General features: G+C 71.5%; 20 protein-coding genes, 1 tRNA gene and 1 riboswitch. Of the genes, 6 read left to right on the forward strand and 15 right to left on the reverse strand.

Annotation, left to right across the window (positions count from 1 at the left end; all coding sequences use genetic code 11):
* Window positions 1-15: 15 nt before the first annotated feature.
* Window positions 16-672: a KpnI family restriction enzyme N-terminal domain-containing protein gene (locus tag R4Z62_RS11920; protein ID WP_491519799.1), complete on the reverse strand. Its 657-nt coding sequence runs from the start codon at window positions 670-672 to the stop codon at window positions 16-18.
* A gap of 369 nt (window positions 673-1041) precedes the next feature.
* On the opposite strand from R4Z62_RS11920, the gene R4Z62_RS11925 reads away from it, so the two are divergent.
* On the forward strand, window positions 1042-2028 hold the full coding sequence (locus tag R4Z62_RS11925) for a helix-turn-helix domain-containing protein (protein ID WP_491519800.1): 987 nt from the start codon (window positions 1042-1044) through the stop codon (window positions 2026-2028).
* Window positions 2029-2280: 252 nt separating this feature from the next.
* Here R4Z62_RS11925 and R4Z62_RS11930 read toward each other — a convergent pair whose 3' ends face one another.
* The 5 genes from R4Z62_RS11930 to R4Z62_RS11950 form a co-directional block, all read right to left on the reverse strand.
* Window positions 2281-2595 (reverse strand): DUF2568 domain-containing protein, encoded by a 315-nt coding sequence (locus tag R4Z62_RS11930; RefSeq protein WP_355477035.1) that lies wholly within the window; start codon window positions 2593-2595, stop codon window positions 2281-2283.
* A gap of 153 nt (window positions 2596-2748) precedes the next feature.
* Window positions 2749-3237, reverse strand: coding sequence for a DUF2267 domain-containing protein (locus R4Z62_RS11935; protein ID WP_491519801.1), 489 nt, complete (start codon window positions 3235-3237; stop codon window positions 2749-2751).
* A 123-nt stretch (window positions 3238-3360) separates the two neighbouring features.
* On the reverse strand, window positions 3361-3780 hold the full coding sequence (locus R4Z62_RS11940) for an Hsp20/alpha crystallin family protein (RefSeq protein WP_064533342.1): 420 nt from the start codon (window positions 3778-3780) through the stop codon (window positions 3361-3363).
* A gap of 87 nt (window positions 3781-3867) precedes the next feature.
* On the reverse strand, window positions 3868-4728 hold the full coding sequence (locus tag R4Z62_RS11945) for an alpha/beta fold hydrolase (RefSeq protein WP_491519802.1): 861 nt from the start codon (window positions 4726-4728) through the stop codon (window positions 3868-3870).
* Window positions 4729-4886: 158 nt separating this feature from the next.
* Window positions 4887-5360, reverse strand: a complete 474-nt coding sequence (locus R4Z62_RS11950) for a carboxymuconolactone decarboxylase family protein (RefSeq protein ID WP_491521861.1) — start codon at window positions 5358-5360, stop codon at window positions 4887-4889.
* A 246-nt stretch (window positions 5361-5606) separates the two neighbouring features.
* On the opposite strand from R4Z62_RS11950, the gene R4Z62_RS11955 reads away from it, so the two are divergent.
* Window positions 5607-5912, forward strand: coding sequence for a hypothetical protein (locus R4Z62_RS11955; protein ID WP_064533345.1), 306 nt, complete (start codon window positions 5607-5609; stop codon window positions 5910-5912).
* Window positions 5913-6139: 227 nt separating this feature from the next.
* Here R4Z62_RS11955 and R4Z62_RS11960 read toward each other — a convergent pair whose 3' ends face one another.
* The 6 genes from R4Z62_RS11960 to R4Z62_RS11985 all read right to left on the reverse strand — a co-directional run bounded on the left by R4Z62_RS11960 (window position 6140) and on the right by R4Z62_RS11985 (window position 13238).
* Entirely contained in the window at window positions 6140-7669 is a 1530-nt protein-coding gene (locus tag R4Z62_RS11960; protein ID WP_064533346.1) for an MFS transporter, read from the reverse strand.
* A gap of 75 nt (window positions 7670-7744) precedes the next feature.
* Window positions 7745-9091 carry a DUF445 domain-containing protein gene (locus R4Z62_RS11965; protein ID WP_491519803.1) on the reverse strand — a complete coding sequence of 449 codons (1347 nt, stop codon included), beginning with the start codon at window positions 9089-9091 and terminating at the stop codon, window positions 7745-7747.
* A gap of 332 nt (window positions 9092-9423) precedes the next feature.
* Window positions 9424-10281: a DUF1707 SHOCT-like domain-containing protein gene (locus tag R4Z62_RS11970; protein ID WP_491519804.1), complete on the reverse strand. Its 858-nt coding sequence runs from the start codon at window positions 10279-10281 to the stop codon at window positions 9424-9426.
* Window positions 10282-10314: 33 nt separating this feature from the next.
* Window positions 10315-11454 (reverse strand): ABC transporter ATP-binding protein, encoded by a 1140-nt coding sequence (locus tag R4Z62_RS11975; protein WP_491519805.1) that lies wholly within the window; start codon window positions 11452-11454, stop codon window positions 10315-10317.
* An 18-nt stretch (window positions 11455-11472) separates the two neighbouring features.
* A complete protein-coding gene (locus tag R4Z62_RS11980) occupies window positions 11473-12276 on the reverse strand; it encodes an ABC transporter permease (RefSeq protein ID WP_382847896.1) in 804 nt (267 codons plus the stop codon).
* Window positions 12277-12437: 161 nt separating this feature from the next.
* On the reverse strand, window positions 12438-13238 hold the full coding sequence (locus R4Z62_RS11985; RefSeq protein WP_078510157.1) for an ABC transporter permease: 801 nt from the start codon (window positions 13236-13238) through the stop codon (window positions 12438-12440).
* 215 nt (window positions 13239-13453) lie between these two features.
* Between R4Z62_RS11985 and R4Z62_RS11990 the strand changes: the two genes are divergently transcribed.
* Entirely contained in the window at window positions 13454-16270 is a 2817-nt protein-coding gene (locus R4Z62_RS11990; protein ID WP_491519806.1) for a transglycosylase domain-containing protein, read from the forward strand.
* Window positions 16271-16367: 97 nt separating this feature from the next.
* Here the strand turns inward: R4Z62_RS11990 and sugE are convergent, their stop codons facing one another.
* The 3 genes from sugE to R4Z62_RS12005 form a co-directional block, all read right to left on the reverse strand.
* Window positions 16368-16688, reverse strand: coding sequence for a quaternary ammonium compound efflux SMR transporter SugE (gene sugE, locus R4Z62_RS11995; RefSeq protein ID WP_018565585.1), 321 nt, complete (start codon window positions 16686-16688; stop codon window positions 16368-16370).
* Between the two features lie 62 nt (window positions 16689-16750).
* Window positions 16751-16814, reverse strand: a riboswitch (guanidine-III (ykkC-III) riboswitch).
* A 63-nt stretch (window positions 16815-16877) separates the two neighbouring features.
* On the reverse strand, window positions 16878-17234 hold the full coding sequence (locus tag R4Z62_RS12000; protein ID WP_018565584.1) for a GroES family chaperonin: 357 nt from the start codon (window positions 17232-17234) through the stop codon (window positions 16878-16880).
* 43 nt (window positions 17235-17277) lie between these two features.
* On the reverse strand, window positions 17278-17607 hold the full coding sequence (locus R4Z62_RS12005; RefSeq protein ID WP_064533349.1) for a DUF3618 domain-containing protein: 330 nt from the start codon (window positions 17605-17607) through the stop codon (window positions 17278-17280).
* A gap of 142 nt (window positions 17608-17749) precedes the next feature.
* Between R4Z62_RS12005 and bcp the strand changes: the two genes are divergently transcribed.
* The 3 genes from bcp (at window position 17750) to R4Z62_RS12020 (ending at window position 19146) form a co-directional block, all read left to right on the forward strand.
* Window positions 17750-18217, forward strand: a complete 468-nt coding sequence (gene bcp / locus R4Z62_RS12010; protein ID WP_064533350.1) for a thioredoxin-dependent thiol peroxidase — start codon at window positions 17750-17752, stop codon at window positions 18215-18217.
* A 159-nt stretch (window positions 18218-18376) separates the two neighbouring features.
* Window positions 18377-19027, forward strand: coding sequence for an HNH endonuclease signature motif containing protein (locus R4Z62_RS12015; RefSeq protein WP_491519807.1), 651 nt, complete (start codon window positions 18377-18379; stop codon window positions 19025-19027).
* 36 nt (window positions 19028-19063) lie between these two features.
* Window positions 19064-19146 (forward strand) — tRNA-Leu (locus tag R4Z62_RS12020).
* Window positions 19147-19159: the final 13 nt, after the last annotated feature.

Below are 19159 nucleotides of genomic sequence, written 5' to 3' on the forward strand. Positions count from 1 at the left end.
CTATCCCGTCCTGTCTCAGTCGTCCGTACCGTCAAGGCCAAGTGCATCGGCCACTGCCTTACGCGAGTCCTCCGGCAGGGTCCGGTACATACCCCACAGCACCTCCAGCGAGCTGTACGTGCGCTGGTCGTTCTTCACCCAGCCACTCAGCACGCTCCGCTCAAGGGGAGCCAGCGACTCGATCCTGGAAAGCACCTCCGCCAGGTGAACGGTCCGGTCCACGGTGCCCCGGCCGCACCGCTGGCACTCGGTGACCAACTGATGGGTGATGCTGCCGTCCACCAGCGTTACCTGCCGCCGGGCGACGTTGAGCACCGCCTGCGTGACGCCGTCGTCGTATGCCTCGCCAGCCGCGATGCCACACGTGCGACACAGGTACCCGTCAGCCTGCATCACCTTGGCCCGCTGGGCGTTGGTGATGCTCGCCTTGTGGCTCGGGCTCTTCGCCTGGCCCGGCACCCACACATCCTTGCCTCGCGTCACGAACCGGCGCTCCTGCGGAAGCAGCTCCGGGTCCTCGCGGGCCGTCGCGATCTCCCACCCGTAGTCGCGCAGACCGCGCATCCGCCGGTCGATCTGCGCGACGTCCGGGAAGGCTTCCCGCAGCTTGGCCACAGTGAACCTCTCGCCCTCCCCGACTACCTGGATCAGCCAGAGAGCGGCACGCGCCATGCTTCCCAGCTTGTGGTTTCCGACACTGGTGTCCTGCCAAGACGGCAACGTCATGACTGTGGGTCCCCTCCCATAGAAAACGTGAAATCAGGCGGTCTGCCGCACATGACACTGAATAGGATGAATGACATGAACGCGCCAGCATAAGCCGCGCTCACGCCGCCCTCACACCACCGGCGGCTGACTCTTAAATCGTGGCACATCGAAACCACTTTGAACTCTCTCGATGCAACTTGCGCACCAACTGGCAAGAGAGGAAGCAGAAACGGCCAGGCAGCGGCCAGCCGCGCTCCGGCACAATGACGGACAACGTCGCCGACTGGCGGCACGAATGGCCGTTTCCGCCGAATATGCGAAGGTTTGTCACCCATGGCAGTACGCAGCAGCAGTCGCCGTCCGTTCGCCTGGACGGAGAAGAAACTCGACAAGGACGTGATGCCGGACAAGCGACAACTGGCGGTGACGCTGCAACGGGTCTGCCGTCATCTGATCGTCACGACTCCAGAAGGGCTGACGCCGACCCATCCGACACAGGCCCAGGCCGCCCGGTATCTGAACGTCAGCGAGACCACGCTGACGAGGTACCTCCAGGGCCAGCGTGTCCCGCCGGAGGCGACGGCCACTCACCTCTTCGACACCGCCTGCAAGGATGCGGGAGACAGTCGGAACTTCGGCATGACGAGAGAAGCGTTTCTGGAGCTGCGCGCAAGAGCCGAGCAGGAACGATGCGCTAACTGCTCCCGGCACAGGGATGCGGTGCATGCCGCTGGCCAGAAGCTCCGCGCTTTGCAGGACACCAATGAAAGGCTCGAGCGGTCGGCTGAAGAGCAAGCCCGGGAACTCGGAGAACTCCGCCAGCGCGTCACCACACTGAAGCAGGAGACCCAGCGGGTGGAGGCCGCCCAGCCGATACCGGTAAGTGAAGCCGGCCCGCGAAAAGTCCCGACTGCGGCACGCTCCGCAACTCTGTTGCCGGTCCCCCGCCGACAGGGGGACCGGCAACAGAGCAAAAACGGAGCCTTGGCAGCCCGCGACGTCGGCCGCCGCGCTGAAGCACTGCTCCACGCCAGCCGGCCGGACAGCACTCTAGCGCTGCTGCGGCATACGGCAGAGGCTTGCACGCCCCTGGAAGTGGCCTTGCTGGTGGCGCTGTTGCGGGCTCAGGGGCAGGACGAGCTGACCGCCAACCTGGTGCATATCTATGCGCGCGACCGTAACGACCACGAGGTAGTGCGGGCTGCACTAGTACTGCACGAGCAACAGGCCATCGCGGACGCGGAGGCGCTCCTGCGTACGGCCGCCACCCACCCGGGTTCTGCGCTCTCCCGGACCGAAGGAAGCGAACCTCCCATGTAAGAAGCGTTGGACATGGAGGCTTCCTTTCATGATCCACCGCGCCTGCAAGGAGCTACGGATGCGCGTCGGTCCCCGGCCCGTATCCGGGTCCGCCTAGTTCAAGTCCTCGTACAACGGCGGCAACGCCACAGAGTGCGTGGGGTGCGCGTACACCGGCGAGGACGCCTGGACACGCGACTCGAAGGGGGGTCTCACTCGGCTGCGTGATTCTGGCCCATGCTCCGGCAGCGCCGAAAGGCTCTCACGGCGCCGTCAGTCCCGAGACCGCCGGAAGGATTCCGCCAGTGTCGTGTTCGCGATGACCGGGCCGGCCATCGCGAGAGCCGCCGCGGGGTGGCCAGTGCCGTGCAGGGCCGCTGCGCCGCCGCCCAGGACCAGGGCCTTGACGAGGAGGCCATGGAGGACGCGGGTCGCGCCGTGGCCGGTGGTGAAGTCCCACCAGGCCAGGGCGGCCAGGGCCGTGAGTTCGAGCAGGAAGGCCAGGAAGGCGAGGAGTCCGTCCGAGGCGTACCAGGGGCGGAGTCCGGGCGGAGCGGTTGCCGTGTCCACAGGATCGTTCCCCGTCATGCCGTCCGCACCTCCTCCGGCTGCGGTCCTCCGCTTCGGCGGGCCGCCCGGAGGTCAGCCTGACACGGCGGGTATGGACGGGCCTCATCCGCTTGGCGGGCTACGGCAAGGGCGGCGGGCGCGTCCAGAGCCCAGAGGGCTCCGGTCGTCAGGTCATCGTGCTCGGGGTGTCGGTGGGTGGGTGGGGTTCAGTTCTGTTCGTCCGAACAGCAGGGCGTACCCCCGGGGGAGTTGCGTCAGGACGTTCGTCAGGAGGGGTGGGGGCAGGAGGTCCGCCAGGACGGTGAGGACCGTGCTGGTGTCCCAACGGGCCGTTGCGGTCGTGGCGTTGTCGAGGCGGGAGGCCACCGATTCCACGAAGTCGCGGGCCGGGAGGGGGTGGAGGGCCGGGATCTGGGCGGCGATGAGACCGGCCGCTTCCTCGGGGAGGGCGTGGGCCAGGGACACGCGTTCCTCGCCGGTCACCTGGGAGCCGAGGGCCGAGAGGACGACGCGGGTGCGGTGTTCCGCCTCCGCCGCGGTCCGGTATCCGCCCGCGTTCCGTACGCGTTCGGTCAGTGTGAGCCAGGTGCACGGGGCGGTGGCGCAACGGGCCGTGGCCGTGCGGGGCGTCGTCTTGGTGGGGGCCGCCGTCGCGGTCATCGTGTGGGATCTCCTCCGCGTGGGTCGCGTGGGTGACGTGGGTTCGGTCGCCGGGCGCGTGGGCGCGTCCCGTGAGCGGCCGGTGGCGGCCATGGGCTCACAGGACGCGTCTCCTACGGGATCTCAGCTGCTCAGCTGCTTGCGGTCGCTGCCGCCGGTGATCTGGATCTTGCGGGGCTTGGCCTGCTCGGCGACCGGGATGCGCAGGGTGAGGACACCGGCCTCGTACGAGGCGTCGATGCGTTCGGTGTCGAGGGTCTCGCCGAGGAACAACTGCCGGGTGAACGTCCCCGTGGGGCGTTCGGCGACGATCATCTCCGCGCCCTCGGGGGCGGGAGACCTCCGCTCGGCGTGGACGTTCAGCACGTTCCGCTCGACGTCCAGGTCGATGGTCTCCGGGTCGACCCCGGGGAGGTCGAAGTGGACGACGAAGTCGTCTCCCGAGCGATAGGCGTCCATGGGCATGGCGCCGGGCCGGGCGGGGCCGAAGACCTGCTGCGCGAGGCGGTCGAACTCGCGGAAGGGGTCGGAGCGCATGAGCATCACAGGTCACTCCTTTCCTGTGGAACTGGGTGCGATGCCCTACCTCTCTTTATATAGCTCGCGGAATGAAAGCTGACAAGCCCCGACTCAGGTCTGGTCGGCGAGAAACGCCCGCACCGCCTCGTACAGGGCCTCCGGCTGGTCCAGGTGGACGTCATGGCCCGCCGCGGGGAGGGTCAGGAGGCGCGTCGCGGCGGGGCGGCGGGTGTGCATCTCGGCGGACTCCGCCTCGCGCATCGTGCCGTCGGCGCCCCGCACCACCAGCACGGGGCAGGTGATCGCCTGCCACTCCCGCCAGTGGTCGCGCCGGGTCAGTTCGGCGATCGTGGAGACGATGACGTCCCTGTCGGTCCTCGGCCACCAGCCGTCCGCCCGCTGCTCCAGGCCCCGCGCCCACGCCTCGTGGCCGAGGAAGCGGGCCGCCGCCTCGGCGGTGGGGAACGGGACCGGCCAGGAGTCCAGCCAGGCTCCGATCCGGGCGGGGAGGTCCGGGGGCGCGATCGAGGGGCCCGCCTCGACGAGGATCAGGGACCGCACCAGGTCGGGGCGGGCGGCGGCCAGCAGGAGAGCGGTGTGGCCGCCGAAGGACTGGCCCACGACCACGGCCGGGGCGAGGGCCAGTTCGTCCGCCAGGGCCGCCGCGTCCGCGACATGTGCCTCGCGGGTCACGTCCCCGGGGCGGCGGGTGCTCCCGCCGTGGCCCCGGGCGTCGTACGCCACCACCCGGTGGCCGTCCGCCCGCAGCCGCGTGGCCAGGTCGTCCCACTCGCCCCGGTGGCCCGCCAGTCCGTGCAGGAGCAGGACGGACGGGCGCGAGGGCGTGGGGGGCGAGGGCAGGGGCGGGGGCGCGTGGTCCTCGTAGGCGAGGTGTGTGCCGTCCGGGCGGGGCAGCCGGCCCGGACGGGTGCGCGGGGCGGCGGGGGTCGTGTCCGGTCGTCCGTCGGGCATCGTCCGTTCGTCCCCCAGCGCGTGGTCACTGCTGCCGTTCGGTCCGGCGTCAGCCTAGGCCAGGGGGTCCTGGGCCAGGACATCCCTCCGCCTGCGCCCGGAGGGTCTCCTTCGCCTGCGCCCCGAGGTCCCTCTTTCCCCCCGGGGCGCGGGACCGGTCAGCCGAACATGCCCGGCCGGTAGTCGCCCGCGGGCTGCCGGACGATGACGTTCAGCCGGTTGTAGGCGTTGATCAGGGCGATCAGGCTCACGAGGGCGGCGAGTTGGTCCTCGTCGTAGTGCTTGGCGGCGTTCTCCCACGCCTCGTCGGTGACGCCGCCGGACGCGTCCGCGATACGGGTGCCCTGTTCCGTCAGTTCCAGAGCGGCGCGCTCGGCCTCGGTGAAGACCTTCGCCTCCCGCCACACCGCGACCAGGTTCAGGCGGTCGGCGGTCTCACCGGCGGCCATGGCGTCCTTGGTGTGCATGTCGGTGCAGAAACCGCAGCCGTTGATCTGGCTGGCGCGGATCTTCACCAGTTCCTGGGTCGCGGCCGGGAGCGTCGAGTCCGTGAGGACCTTGCCCGCGGAGTTGACGTGGCGCATGAACTTGCCGGCGACGGGGTTGCCGAAAAGGCTGAGGCGGGCTTCCATCATGGGCTCCTAGGTCTTGGTGCTGGTGCTGGTGCTCGTCGTTCGCTCGCTCGGTTGCACAGACATGACGGGGCGCGGGAGCCATGTGTGACGGGTCCGGAGATGTTTGTGGTGTGAGCTGGGTCTCACCCGCGTGCCCCGCGTGCCCCGCGCTTCCGGGTGCCGCGCATGCGGGGGTTAGCCTCGGTCCGTTCGGCGTCCGCACCCGGGCGTCCGCAGGTCATCGGGGGAGACAGGGAGACAGTGATGGCGAGGATTCCTACGGCGGCGGTCGCCGCGACCGGGCTCGTCGGCGGGTACGGGGTGGCCCGCTGGACCAAGAAGCGGCAGCTCGGCGGGGCCGTGCTGGCCGTCGCCGGTGCCGCCGCCGCGCAGCAGTGGCGGCGGCAGGCGGGCGGCCGGGCGGCGGGCGCCCTCACGGCGGCCTATGTCGCCGCGTTCGCCGGATCGCACCCGCTGGCCAAGAAGGTGGGCGCCTGGCCGTCCGTGTTCGGCGTGGCCGGCGCGGTCGCCCTCGCCTCCTGGGCCGTCGCCGACCGGCGCGCCGCGTAGGCGAGCCGGGTACCGCGTGCGCGAGCCGCGTACGGCGTGAGCGAGTTGCGTACGGCGTGAGCGAGTCACGCGCGCCGCGCGACCCATCTCGCGCCGCGCGCGACCCGCGCCCACACAAGCGATCCGCGCGCCCACACAAGCGACCCGCGCGCCCACGCAGGCGACCCGCGCGCCACGCAAGCGACCGCCCCCGACACCCGCGCCTCGGGAGGAGGGCGGGCGACGCCTCACGCAGGGCTCGACGACGGCGGTGTGACGTCGGGGCGGCCGTTCTGCGCGGCCGGGCCCGGCTTGCCCGTCACCGCCGTCAGCGGGGTGGCGATGTCCTCCAGGGACCGCCGCTCGGCGTTCACCGCGAGGAACGCCGCGACCAGGCCCGCCGCGCACATCAGCGCCGCCCCGATGCAGAACGCGAGGACCGTGTCACCGACCTCGCCGGTTCCGGTGAGGTCGGCGAAGAGCAGCGGGCCGCTGATGCCGCCGGCCGCGGTGCCCAGGGCGTAGAAGAAGGCGATGGACATCGCCCTGGTCTCCATCGGGAAGATCTCGGAGACGGTCAGATAGGCGCTGGAGGCGCCCGCGGAGGCGAAGAACAGCACCGCGCACCAGCAGGCGGTGAGCGTGGTCGCGTCCAGCGTGCCCCGGTCGAACAGCCACGCCGTGCCGAACAGCAGCAGCCCCGACAGCAGATACGTGGACGAGATCATCACCCGGCGCCCGACCGTGTCGAAGAGCCGGCCGAGCAGCAGCGGGCCCAGGAAGTTGCCGGCCGCGATGACGGCGAAGTAGTAGCCGGTGTGGTCGGAGGGGACCTGGAAGAACGTGGTCAGGATGGCGCCGAAGCCGAAGGTGATGGCGTTGTAGAGGAATGCCTGGCCGATGAAGAGGGAGAAGCCGAGGACGGCCCGCTTGGGATAGCGGGCGAAGACGGTGCGGCCGATCTCCGCGAAGGAGACCGTACGGCGCTGGTGGATGGTGATCTCCCCGTGCGGCGCGGGCAGCGGTGCGCCCTTCTCGGCCACGATCCGCTCCTCGATCCCGGCCACCACCTCCTCGGCCTCGCGGTCCCTGCCGTGGATCAGCAGCCAGCGCGGGCTCTCCGGGACGTGCCGCCGTACGAGGAGGATCACCAGGGCGAGGACGGCACCGAGCGCGAACGTCAGCCGCCAGCCCAGGTCGGCGGCGAGCAGATCGGTGTTGAGGGCGAGGATCGACAGCAGCGAGCCGCCGACCGCGCCCACCCAGAAACTGCCGTTAATGATCAGGTCGACCCGGCCTCGGTAGTCCGAGGGGATCAGTTCGTCGATGGCGGAGTTGATGGCCGCGTACTCGCCCCCGATGCCGAAGCCGGTCAGGAAGCGGAAGAGGAAGAACCACCAGGCCTGGAAGGAGAAGGCGGTCAGGGCGGTGGCCGCGAGGTACACCGCCAGGGTGATCATGAACAGCTTCCGGCGGCCGTAGCGGTCGGTCAGCCGCCCCCAGAACAGGGCACCGACGCAGGCGCCCGCCACATACAGCGCGGCGGCCACACCGGTCACCTGCCCGGAGCTGATCGCCAGGCCGCTGCCCGGCTCCGACAGCCGGCTGGCGATGTTGCCGACGACGGTCACTTCCAGGCCGTCGAGGATCCACACCGTGCCCAGCCCGACGACGATGGTCCAGTGCCAGCGCGACCACGGCAGGCGGTCGAGTCTGGCGGGGATGTCGGTGGTCACGGTGCGGCCGGTCCCGGCACCCGCGGTCTCAGCACTGGCCATGGGCTCCCTCCTCGACGAGCGGAACGCCCTGCGAGTGCCCCCGAAGCGGGGACGTCACGCACGGCGGCGGTCCGCCTACGCTCCGAGGAGACGCGACACCGTGTAGATCAGCAACCCGGCCAGCGAGCCGACCACCGTGCCGTTGATGCGGATGAACTGGAGGTCGCGGCCGATATGGGCCTCGATCTTGCGGGTGGTGTGCTCGGCGTCCCAGCCCGCCACCGTGTCGGTGATCAGCGAGGTGATCTCCTTGCGGTACGTCGTCACCACGTACACCGCGGCGCCCTCCACCCAGCGGTCCACCTTGCTCCGCGCCCCCGGGTCCTCGGCCATCCGGTGGCCCAGGGAGAGCAGCGAGGCCCGCACCCGCAGGCGCAGCTCGCTGCGCTCGTCCTCCGCCGCGGAGACGATCATGGACCGTACGGCCGTCCAGGCGGAGGCGATCAGGTCCTGGACCTCGCCCCGGCCGAGGACCTCGCTCTTGAGGCGTTCGATCCGGGCCCGGGTCTCGCTGTCGGACTGGAGGTCGGAGGCGAAGTCGCCGAGGAACCGGTCCAGCGCCCCGCGCGCGGGGTGGCCGGGCATGTCGCGCATCTCGGTGACGAAGCGGAGCAGTTCCTTGTAGACGCGCTCGCCGACCTTGCGGTCCACGAACCTCGGCGTCCAGCCGGGCGCGCCGCCCTGCACCGCGTCCATCACGGAGTCGCCGTGCAGCACCAGCCAGTCGTGCGCCCGGGTGACGACCAGGTCGACGACGCGCCGGTGACCGCCGTCGGCGACGATCTTCTCCAGCATCTTGCCGAGGCCGGGCGCGATCTCCTGCACGGCGGCCCGGCGGGTGATCGCCTCCCCCACCACCGCCTGCACATCGGAGTCGCGCAGCACGGTCAGCGCGCCGCGCAGCGCGGTGGCCAGTTCGGCGGTCACCCGGTCGGCGTGCTCCGGCCGGGCGAGCCAGGTCCCCAGCCGGCCGCCGATGCCGACGGCGCGCAGCCGCTGGCGTACGACGTCCTCGGAGAGGAAGTTCTCGCCGACGAACTCGCCCAGCGAGACACCGAGCTGGTCCTTCTTGGTGGGGATGATCGCGGTGTGCGGGATGGGCAGGCCGAGCGGGTGACGGAAGAGGGCGGTGACCGCGAACCAGTCGGCGAGCGCACCGACCATGCCCGCCTCCGCCGCGGCCGCGACATAGCCCGCCCAGGGGCCCGCGCCGCTGTGCCCGGCCCACTTGGCCAGGACGTACACCACCGCGACGAACAGCAGCAGCCCGGTCGCGGTCAGTTTCATCCGGCGCACCCCGCGCCGGCGCTCCTCGTCGGCGGGGCTGAACACGGTCATCGTGCGGCGGGCCGTGGCGGGCTCCGCCGCCGGGTCCGCCGCCGCGGGGTCCGCCTGAGGCTCGGCCTCCGTCGTTCGTTCCATCCGCTCCACCCGTTCCGTGTTCCCGTACGCGCCGCGCCGCTGAGGTGAGCGGTCCGTACGGGCGGCGCGCACCCGGCGCACATCCCGTACCCGATTGTCCCCTCTGACCTACTCCCGGAGCGGACCAGGAGTTCCCGCGGGGACGGGCCGCAGGCGCTCAGGGCGGATCCCCGGCCCCGGACGCCTGCGGCCCGGGGCGGGTCCCCGGCCCCGCGAAGTGTCCGTGAGCCTGCCGCAAGCCGCCGGTGGCCCCGGCCGCACCGCGCTGACGGATCCGGCCAGGACCCGGCCTGACCCGGCCTGCCCCGGCCTTGCCCGGCCCAGTCCTGGTCCTAGTAGTCCCAGTCCCGGCGCCCGCGCCGGTCCCGGCGCTGCTCCCGGCGCTCGCGGTGCTGCTCCCAGCGCTCCTCGTGGCGCTGCCGGTGCTGCTCCATGCGCTCCTCCTGGCGGTCCCAGTGCCGCTCCCAGCGGTCGCGCAGCTCCTCGTGCCGGGAGGACTGCAGCTCGCGGCGCTCCGTCCGGCGGTCCAGCTTCTCCTGGCGGCGCTGCTCCTTCTGGAGCAGCCGCTCGGCCTTGGTGAGCTTGCGTTCGACGGCCACCCCGCCCCAGAAGGCGAACCCGGTGACGATCACGCGCGGGGCGCCCGGCTCTCCCGGCACGCCCTCCTCGCGGTGGTCGAAGCCGCCCATGATGCCGATGCCGCGGACGACGACCTCGACGCCGGGCGGCACGATCACCTGCGCGCCGCCCATGATCGCGATGCAGTTGATCTCCACCTCGCGGTCGGCGAAGTTCGCCTCCCGCAGGTCGATCTCGCCGCCGCCCCAGAAGGAGAAGCAGCTGAACCGCTTCGGGACCGTCCACCGCCCCTTGCGCTGGAAGCCCGACATCACGGCCACCGCCCACGACGACGAGCCCTCGCCGCCGGTGATCCGCGACGCCCAGTTGCCCGGCTCGGCCGGTTCCTTGTGCAGGGACACCGCGGGCGCCGCCGGCGCGCCCCCCGCGACGGGCAGGTCACGGGTGATCGGCGCCAACTCGCCGTACGTGCGCGCCTTGTAGGTGGCGTCCAGCCGTTCCTCGAACTCCGCCATGTCCAGGCGGCCTTCGGCGAGGGCGTCCCGCAGGGTCTCGGCGACCCGTTCGCGATCGGCGTCTGAGGCGCGCAGTTCGGGGGCATCGTCGGTCATGTGGAGCAGCCTACGAAATCCCCGCGCCGCAGGCTATGAGAGCGCGCGTTCCACGCCGTCCGCACCGTCCCCGTCGGCCGCGCCGACCGCGCCGACCGCGCCGACCGCGCCCGCGACCGTGGCGCCCGCCGCGTACATCTCGGCGATCACCGCCTCGATGTCCGGTTCGCGCACCGACAGGTCCACCAGCGGGTAGCGGTCCGCGACCCGGGCCACCAGCGGCGCCGCCGATTCGCCCGCAGGGAAGGACAGCCACTGCCGCGGCCCCTCCACCCGCACCACGCGCGCGCCCGGCACCTCAAGCGGCGGCAGCTCCCGCTCCAGGTCCACCACCAGGGTGCGTTCGCCCTGGGCCGCCTCGTGCAGGCCGGGCAGCGAGCCGTCGTACATCAGCCGCCCGTGGTCGATCACCATCACCCGCGAGCACAACTGCTCGATGTCCTGGAGGTCGTGGGTGGTCAGCAGCACCGTCGTGCCCTGCTCGGCGTTCAGGTCGCGCAGGAAGGAGCGGACCCGGGACTTGCTGATCACGTCCAGGCCGATGGTCGGCTCGTCCAGGTACAGCACCTCCGGGTCGTGCAGCAGCGCCGCCGCGATGTCACCGCGCATGCGCTGGCCCAGCGAGAGCTGGCGCACCGGGACGTCCAGCAGCTCGGCCAGTTCGAGGAGTTCGACGCAGCGGTCGAGGTTCTCCCGGTAACGGGCGTCGGGGATCCGGTACATGCGGTGCATCAACCGGTAGGAGTCGATCAGCGGCAGGTCCCACCACAAGGTCGTGCGCTGTCCGAACACCACCCCGATACGTTGCGCGAGCCGGGTGCGCTCGCGCGAGGGGTCGATGCCGGCCACCCGCAGCCGGCCGCCGCTCGGGGTGAGGATGCCCGTGAGCATCTTGATCGTCGTCGACTTGCCCGCGCCGTTCGGGCCGATGTAGCCGACCATCTCGCCGCGCGCCACGGTGAAGGAGATCGCGTCGACCGCCCGCACCTGCCGCCGCTCCCGCTTGAGGAACCCGGTCTTCTTGCGTACGTCGAAGACCTTCTCGACCCGGTCGAGTTCGATGAACGCCCCGTCCGCCCTGCCCGTCTTGTCCGGCCCGCCCGTCCTGTCCGCCCTGTCCGGTCCGCCCGTCCCCTCCGGTCCGCCCGGTCCGTGCGCTCCGCCCGTCACCATGCCGTCCTCCGTGTCCCTTCAGCTTCCCGTGCTCCGGTACGACCTGAGGCCCACCCGCCAGGCCAGCCCCGCCAGCGCGCAGCAGACCAACGCCACCAGCGGCGAGAGGAACCCCGTCCAGTGCGGCAGCCCGAGCGGGTACGGCCGCTCCAGCACATAGGCGGCGGGCAGCCAGTTGACGAAGGCCAGCGGCAGCACGAACGTCACCCCGCGCACCAGCTCCTTGCCGAACACCGTCGGCGGGTACTGGAGCAGCGTGGTACCGCCGTAGGTGAACGCGTTCTGCACCTCGGAGGCGTCCTGCGCCGCGAACTGGAAGGCGGCGCCCGCCACGAACACCGCGCCGAAGATCGCGCAGCCGCTCACCACCATCACCGGCAGCAGCACCACCTTGAGCACCGTCCAGTGCACGTCCAGCGTGGCCAGCGCGTACCCGAGGACCAGCAGCCCCTGCGTCACCCGGCCGAGGCGGCGCAGCGCGAACCGGTCGGCGGCGACCTGCGCGAGCACCGGCACCGGGCGGACCAGCAGCGTGTCCAGCGTGCCGTCGCGCACCCGCCGCCCCAGCCGGTCCATCGAGCCGATCGCCAGGTCCGCCAGGCCGAAGGAGGTGCCCGACAGCCCGTACAGCAGGGCGATCTCCCCCAGCGAGTAGCCGCCCAGCGCGTCCACCCGGGAGAACATGAGCAGGATCGCGACGAAGTCCAGCGCGGTCACCGCGAAGTTGCCCAGCGTCGTCATCACGAAGGACGCCCGGTAGGCCATCGTGGAGCGCAGCCACATCCCGGCGATCATGCGGTAGGCGCGCAGCCCGTCCGCCAGCCGGCCGCGCGCGCCGCCCCGCCCGCCGTGCTCCGCGCGGAAGCCGGCCCCGGCCGTCGTACCAGCCGCCGGACCAGCCGCCGTTCCCGGCCGTCGTACCAGCCGCCGCACCGGCCGTCGTACCGGCCGTCGTACCGGCCGCCGCTGCCCCGGTGGACCGCTCAGCCACCCTGGACCACCACCCGCCGGGTCGCCACCGTCTGGAGCAGCCGTCCGGCCGCCAGCAGCGCCACCGCCCACGCCCCCTGGAGGGCGTACGTGCCCAGCGGCCGCGCCTGCCCCATCAGGACGTCGGCGGGGGCCTGGAGCAGCGACGCCCACGGCAGCGCCCGGACGACCTCGCCGAGGGCGCCCGGGAAGACGTTCAGCGGCAGCAGCATCCCCGAGCAGAACACTCCGGCCAGCCAGGCGATCTGGGTCACGCCCGACCCGTCGAGCAGCCAGAACGCGCTCAGCGCCACCAGGAAGCGGATCCCGAAGCTCACCAGCATCGCCAGCAGCACGGCGCCGAGGAACGCCGCCCAGGTCACCGGGTCGGTGGGCAGCGCCACCGGGAAGAACAGCGCCCCGAACACGAACGGCACCACCCCGCGGCCCAGCAGCTGGAACGTCGCCCGGCCCACGTCCGCCGCCAGCCACCACAGCTGGAGGTCGGCCGGGCGGTGCAGATCGGTCGCGATGTCCCCCGTACGGATGCGCTCCATCAGCTCTTCCTCGGCCCCGCCGCCCCCGATGGCGAGGGTCGCCAGGAACGCCTGCCCCAGCCATACGTACGTCACCGCCTGGGAGCGGTCGTAGCCGCCCAGATGCGGCCGGATGTCCCACAGGGCGAGATACGTGTACACGAGGATCAGCCCGAAGACCGTGTTGGTGAACACCCCGGCCGCGGTGGCCGCCCGATACGTCGCGTACCGTCTGAATCCGCCCGCCGCGACGGCCGCGTACAACCGCCCAGCGCCCACGCCACGCCCCTCCCGCCAAGCCGACACCGAAGCGCAGGAGCCTAGTACGCGCCGGACGTGATGTGCCACGCATTTTCCGTGGACGAGAAGTTCCCGGGCGTGGGAACGGAACGCTTGGTGCGAGAGTCTTCATCGAGGGGCGCAGAAGGCGCATGAGGGCGTACGCGAACGTATGCCGCGAAACGTGAACACGCGAAACGGAGTCCGTGCACGAGATGAGCGACGAGCCGCAGCCGAAGGCCGAGGCACCGCGTCCCGCCGGGGAACCGGAGGGGAAGCCGGGGGCGCAGTCAGGAGCGCGACCCGGCGCGGGACCGGAGACGGGCGGCGAATCGGACGGAGGATCGGGCCGGGACTCGGGCCGGGACTCGTCGGAGACCGCCGCGGGGGGCGCGGCGGACCGCCGTACGACGACGCCCGCCTGGGCCGCGAAGGAGACCGGCACCGGCTCCGGCGCGGCGCCGACGCCCCCCGGCACCCCCGGCCGCCAGGAGGTCACCGCCGGACCCGCGGCCCCCCGCACCGCCACGCCCTCCCCCGCCCCGGGCCAGAGCCAGAGCAAGGGCCAGGGCCAGGGTGGCGCGGGCCGTGCCGACCGCGACGTCACCACCGCCTCCGCCGCCACGGCCGGCGCGGGCGGCAAGGGCAAGAAGCCCCGGCGCAGGCGGACCGGCTGGCGGCGGCTGTTCCCCACCTGGCGGATGACGCTCGGCGGGTTCCTCACCCTGGTCCTCGTCGGCGTCGGCCTGTTCTTCCTCGGCTACTCCCTCGTGAAGATCCCCGACGCCAACGCCCTCGCCGTCAAACAGGCCAACATCTACCTCTATGCCGACGGCACCGAGATCGCCCGCGACGGCGAGGTCAACCGCGAGAGCGTCCCGCTGGACCAGGTCTCCCAGGCCGCCCAGCACGCCGTGCTCGCCGCCGAGGACCGCGACTTCTACAGCGAGTCCGCCATCGACCCCAAGGCCGTGCTCCGCGGCGGCTGGCGCACCGTCACCGGCAAGGGCAAGCAGTCCGGTTCCACCATCACCCAGCAGTACGTGAAGAACTACTACCTCGGCCAGGAGCAGACCGTCACCCGCAAGGTGAAGGAGTTCTTCATCTCGATCAAGCTGGACCGCAACGAGTCCAAGGACAAGATCCTGGAGGGCTACCTCAACACCAGCTTCTTCGGCCGCAACGCCTACGGCATCCAGGCCGCCGCCCAGGCGTACTACGGCGTCAACGCCAAGGATCTCGACCCGGCCCGCGCCGCCTACCTCGCCGCCCTCGTCAACGCGCCCAGCGAGTACGACGTCAGCGCCCACCCGGAGAACCGGCACGCCGCCGAGGCCCGCTGGAACTACGTGCTGGACGGCATGGTCAAGAAGGGCTGGCTCAGCGCCTCCGAACGGACCGGGCTCAAGTTCCCCGCGCCCAGGTCCGCCACCGTGCCCACCGGCATGTCCGGCCAGCGCGGCTACCTCGTGCGCGCGGTCAAGGACTACCTCGCCAAGAACAAGATCCTCGACGAGGACGAGCTGTCCGCGGGCGGCTACCGCATCACCACCACGCTCCAGAAGAGCAAGCAGGACGCCTTCGTCAAGGCCGTCGACGAACAGCTGATCGACAAGCTGGACAAGAAGAACAACAAGACCGACCGCTACGTCCGCGCGGGCGGCGCCTCCGTCGACCCGAAGACCGGCGAGGTCGTCGCCATGTACGGCGGCATCGACTACGTCAAGCAGTACACGAACAACGCCACCCGCCGGGACTTCCAGGTCGGCTCCACCTTCAAGCCCTTCGTGCTCACCTCCGCCGTCCAGAACGAGTCCACCACCCAGGACTCCCGCACCATCACCCCGAACACCCTCTACGACGGCACCAACAAGCGGCCGGTCCAGGGCTGGAACGGCGGCCACTACGCCCCCGAGAACGAGGACCAGCAGTCCTACGGCGACATCACCGTCCGCGAGGCCACCGACAAGTCCGTCAACGCCGTGTACGCGCAGATGGCCGTCGACGTCGGCTCGGACAAGGTCAAGGAGACCGCGCTCGCCCTCGGCCTGCCGGCCGACACCCCCGAGCTGATCGGCTCCCCGTCCATCGCGCTCGGCGTGGCCCAGGCCAGCGTCCTCGACATGGCCCAGGCGTACGCGACCCTCGCCAACCACGGCAAGCACGGCACCTACACGATCATCAAGAAGATCACCAAGGACGGCGCCAACGCGGTGGCCCTGCCCGGCCACGGCAGCACCGCGTCGCAGGCCGTCAGCCGCGAGGCCGCCGACACCACCACCGCCGTCCTGCAGAGCGTCGTGCAGAACGGCACCGGCGCCCCGGCCCAGGCCATCGACCGCCCCGCCGCGGCCAAGACCGGCACCGCCGAGAACGACCAGGCCGCCTGGTTCGCCGGCTACACGCCCGACCTCGCCACCGTCGTCTCCGTCATGGGCCAGGACCCCGACACCGCCGCGCACAAGCCGCTCTACGGCGCCCTCGGCCTGCCCCGCATCAACGGCAGCGGCGCGCCCGGCAGCATCTGGGCGCAGTACATGGGCGACGCGCTCAAGGGCACCCCGGTCAGCGACTTCGACCTCAAGCTCCAGCCCGGCGCCGACGAGTCCCAGGCACCGCCCAGCGGCTCGGCCCAGAGCCCCGGCACCGGCGACGACACCGGCGCAAGCCCCGGGACCGGCGACGACGGCCAGGACACCCGCGGGCAGAGCACCCAGGGCCAGAGCCAGGACCCCGGACAGAGCACCGGGACGCCGGGCGACTCCACCGGCGGCACCCCCACGGACGGCGGCACCGGCGGCGGCACCCCGGGCGGGCCCGGCGGCGGCGACACCGGCGCCACGGACGGCACCGGCGGCACCCCGCCCACCGGCGGCACCACCGAGGGCGGCGGCACACCCGGCGGGGGCGGCACCCCCACCACGGGCGGACCCGGCGGCGGGGGCGCGGGCGCCGACGGCGGCACCGGCACGGGACCGGCCGCGGGCGGCACCGGCACGAACACCGGGACGAACACCGGCACCGGCCAGTGAGGACACCGGGTGACGCCTGCCGCTAGGGCTTTTCGTTCGGACCAGGCCGGATGAGGCACCAGACCCCACGAGCCCGGCATGATCCAAACGAGAGGCGCTAGTGCCCCGAGGTGACCTTCAGGCCCACCACGGACACCAGCAGCAGACAGACGAAGAAGATCCGGGCGGCGGTCGCCGGCTCCCCCAGCACCACCATGCCGAGCACCGCCGCACCGGCCGCGCCGATGCCCACCCACACGCCGTAGGCGGTACCGATCGGCAGGGAACGGGCGGCGTAGGACAGCAGCAGCATGCTCACGACGATCCCCGCGCCGGTCAGGACGCTGGGCACCGGCCGGGTGAAACCCTCGCTGTACTTCATCCCGATCGACCAGCCGACCTCCAGCAGACCGGCGACGACAAGCAGAACCCAGGCCACGACGGGCACCTCCGAGACAACGGCAACGCCTGCCCCACGGCCGGGCGTTGCGACGGACACCAGGTGCGTCGTCTTTGCCTTCGTCCCGGTACGGCGCGTCTCGTCGGGTTCCCCACCGAGGCTAGCAAAGGAACGCCGAAGGGGCCGGTGACCCTGGTCACCGGCCCCTTCGGGAAGCAGCTCACTCCGTCACAGGTACAGACCTGTGGAGTCCTCCGAGCCCTCGAACCGGTCCGCGGCCACGGCGTGCAGATCGCGCTCGCGCATCAGCACGTACGCGGTGCCCCGCACTTCGACCTCCGCCCGGTCCTCCGGGTCGAACAGCACCCGGTCACCCGGCTCCACGGTCCGTACGTTCTGCCCGACCGCGACGACCTCCGCCCAGGCCAGCCGGCGGCCCACCGCGGCCGTCGCGGGGATCAGGATCCCGCCGCCCGACCGCCGCTCGCCCTCGCTCGTGTCCTGCCGGACGAGCACCCGGTCGTGCAGCATGCGGATGGGCAGCTTGTCCTGATGGGTGCTGTGCTCGTTTCTGTTGGCGCTCACGCCTGAAACCTACCTGCCTCGACCGATGTCCCTGCTCGGCGGGTCAGCGCCGGCGCCTGCGCCCGCTCACGGCGAGCAGGCCCACGACACCCACGGCGACGAGCGCGACCGGCACGATCCGCTCCAGCCGGGGGGCGCCCGCCTCGTCCGTGAACTGCGCCCGCACCTCGCTCACCACCCGGTTCACCTGCACGTACGCCCGCCCGAGGGTGTGGTCGACGTTCGAGGCGACCTTGGCCTTGGCGTCCCCCACGAGCGTCTTCGGGTGCACGCGCACCCCGATCTCGTCGAGGGTCTCGGCCAGCACCGCGCGGCGACGCCTGATGTCCGCCTCGATCTCAGCCGGGGTTCTGGTGTCCGCCGTGTCCGCCACCGTAGCGCCTCCGAAGTCAACTGATGCCTGTCCAGCACAGTCTGTCAGCTCTCACCGCGACCGCACCGTCGGCACCCCCGGTTACCCTCGGACCGACACGGTATTGGCCCCCACGAGGACACGCACGAGGAGAGCACCTTCGATGAGCGAGCGACTCCAGCCCGGGGACACGGCTCCCGCCTTCACCCTCCCCGACGCCGACGGCAACGAGGTGTCGCTGGCCGGCCACCAGGGCCGCAAGGTCATCGTCTACTTCTACCCGGCCGCCCTCACCCCCGGCTGCACCAAGCAGGCCTGCGACTTCACCGACAACCTCGACGTGCTGGCCGGCGCGGGCTACGACGTCATCGGCATCTCCCCCGACAAGCCCGAGAAACTCGCCAAGTTCCGCGACACCGAGTCCCTCAGGGTCACGCTGCTCGCCGACCCCGACAAGAAGGTCCTGGAGGCGTACGGCGCCTTCGGCGAGAAGAAGCTCTACGGCAAGACGGTCACCGGCGTCATCCGCTCCACCGTCGTCGTCGACGAGCACGGCAAGGTCGAACGCGCCCTCTACAACGTCAAGGCCACCGGCCACGTCGCCAAGATCATCCGCGACCTGGGCATCTGACCCGGCCCTCGCCCCACCCCTCCCTTCCCGAACGGCCCGTCCCGGCACCCCCGGCACGGGCCGTTCCCCTGCGGTGTGCCGTGCGTGACCGACCGGCATCCGGTTCGTTGCTCCGTACGGGCGAAGAACACACGCCCGACACGGACCGGAGGGGACTCGATGGGGGCCAGTGCGTACACCAGGGACCGCCTGGAGGAAGCGGCACGCGGCGCGCGGACGCTGTCGGAGGCGCTGGAGAGACTGGGGGTGGATCCGCGAAGCGGGAGACGGGACTACATCCGGCAGCGGATGAAGAAGCTCGGCGTCGACACGTCCCACTTCGAGCGGGAGGGGGTGAAATGGACGCGGGAAGTCCTGCAGGCTGCGGTTTCGGCCTCGACCAGCGTGTTCGACGTACTGCGGCATCTGGGGCTGGAACCTGTCGGCGGCCATCACGCCCATATCAGCAGCAAGATCAAGGCGTACGGCATCGACACCTCCCATTTCACGCCATCGGTCCGCACGGAGAGGATGCGGCACAACCAACGACGCCGCACTGCCGGGGAGATCCTCGTGGAGGACACCTCGGCACACACGACCCGGGTCCCGGGCATCCGGCTCAAGAGGGCCATGGCCGAACTCGGCGTTGAGGAACACTGTGCCCTGTGCGGGACGGGCCCCGTCTGGCTCGGGGAACCGCTCCCGTTGGAGGTCGACCACATCGACGGGAACTGGCGTGACAACCGCATCGAGAACCTGCGCCTGCTCTGCCCCAACTGCCATGCGGTCACCAGTACCTGGTGCAGGGGAGGGAAACGGCGTCGGGAGTAGATCCGCCGTGCCTCCCCGGTAGCATGGGGCAGGCATGCGGCCGTTGCTGAACGGTATAAGCAGAGGTTTTAGGTGCCTCGGGGCGTTTGCCCATGTGGGTTCGACTCCCACCGGCCGCACGGGTGGAGAGGG

This window comes from Streptomyces sp. PL-25 (assembly GCF_058344915.1).